Below are 1,340 nucleotides of genomic sequence, written 5' to 3' on the forward strand. Positions count from 1 at the left end.
CAGGCCGCAGAATTAGTCAGGCCAGCGGGACGCTGTTCTCTCTGAGGGGGGCTCTCTTGTCTCCCTTCCGGATCGGGCGGCTGGAAGCAGGCTTGTGGCCACCTCATGCAGCCTCATGCCGCCAGTAAGCGGGGCAGCCGGGCGAGATTTCCAGCGGCGAGCGTCAGAATGAAACGCGACCGCACCCGCTCTACGCCGCGATTGACGGTCTGGGACATGCCGCCAACGGTCTTAGCCCAACCAAACGCCTCTTCGATCCGCTTGCGGTGCTTCTGGGACAGGGCATAGCCTTTGTGCCGGGTGGTGCGCCGGTCGATTGCTGAATGCCGCGCTTTCCTGGCGGCGTGCGGGGTGGCGCAGGCCTGGCGGAGATCCGCAACGAATTCGGCCGCATCGTATCCCTTGTCGGCACCCAAGGTCAGCTGCCGGGTCGATCCGGGGGAGTGGCGGTGCAACATGTCCAGCGCGGCCCTGCGTTCCGCGCGGCCGTCAGCGCGGGTCAGGTCGCCTTGAACAACCAGTCCGTGCCGGTTTTCCATCAGCGCATGCCCCATGAAGCACAGCATTGCCCCCGTGCCGGGAGATTTCTTATAGAGCCGTGCGTCCGGGTCGGTGACCGAAGCATGGGTCGCATTGGAACGCTTCTCGCCCTTGAAGTCGACCTCGGGATTTCGGCTGCGGCGGCTGGAGCGGGGCATTTGACCGGTCTCGGTTTCGGGTCGGATGAGCTGTGCGGCAGGGGTAATGCATGTCGAAGGCGGGTCATCCGGCCTATCATCGCTGGGGGTGTGCCCGCTGCCTTCGGCTGGAAACTCTTCATCGGCGCCCAGGCCTTTATGAGCGTTCCATCGACCGAAAAGTGGTCGTCCGACAGGAGTGGCGCGACCTCGTGATGAGCCAGGATCGCCGCCATCACCTTGCGCGGCATATCGGCTGTCATCAGCCGGTCGCGGTTCTTGGTGAAGGCAGTGGGGACCCAAACAGGGTCATCGATCCCGAGACCGGCAAACCAGCGGAACAGCAGGTTATATTGCATCTATTCCATCAGTTGCCGCTCGGAGCGGACCGAAAACAGGATTTGCAGCAGGCTCGCCACCCTCTCGGCAGATTTGGCATTGCCAAATCGCCTGCCGGGCAGTGGATCAGCCGCTCCGGCGGGATCGAGGGACGGCCGAAACCAGTGTAAAGCGCCTCGAAATCGGCATCCAGGCTGGCCAGCGCGTCGTTGACTACCTGCCTGATCTTGCGGAGCAGGTGCCGCGCGGGGATGCGCTCTTCCAGATCGACATAGCTGAAAAGCGATCCGCTTACTTCATCCGTCCCGCGCATCATCACCCCCC

General features: G+C 63.4%; 1 pseudogene. It reads right to left on the minus strand.

From position 1 onward, the window contains the following. Window positions 1-113: 113 nt before the first annotated feature. Window positions 114-1,329 (minus strand): annotated as a pseudogene (locus KUV26_RS23465) (IS5 family transposase). Window positions 1,330-1,340: the final 11 nt, after the last annotated feature.

It is taken from the genome of Leisingera daeponensis (assembly GCF_019801465.1).
Taxonomy (GTDB): domain Bacteria; phylum Pseudomonadota; class Alphaproteobacteria; order Rhodobacterales; family Rhodobacteraceae; genus Leisingera; species Leisingera daeponensis_A.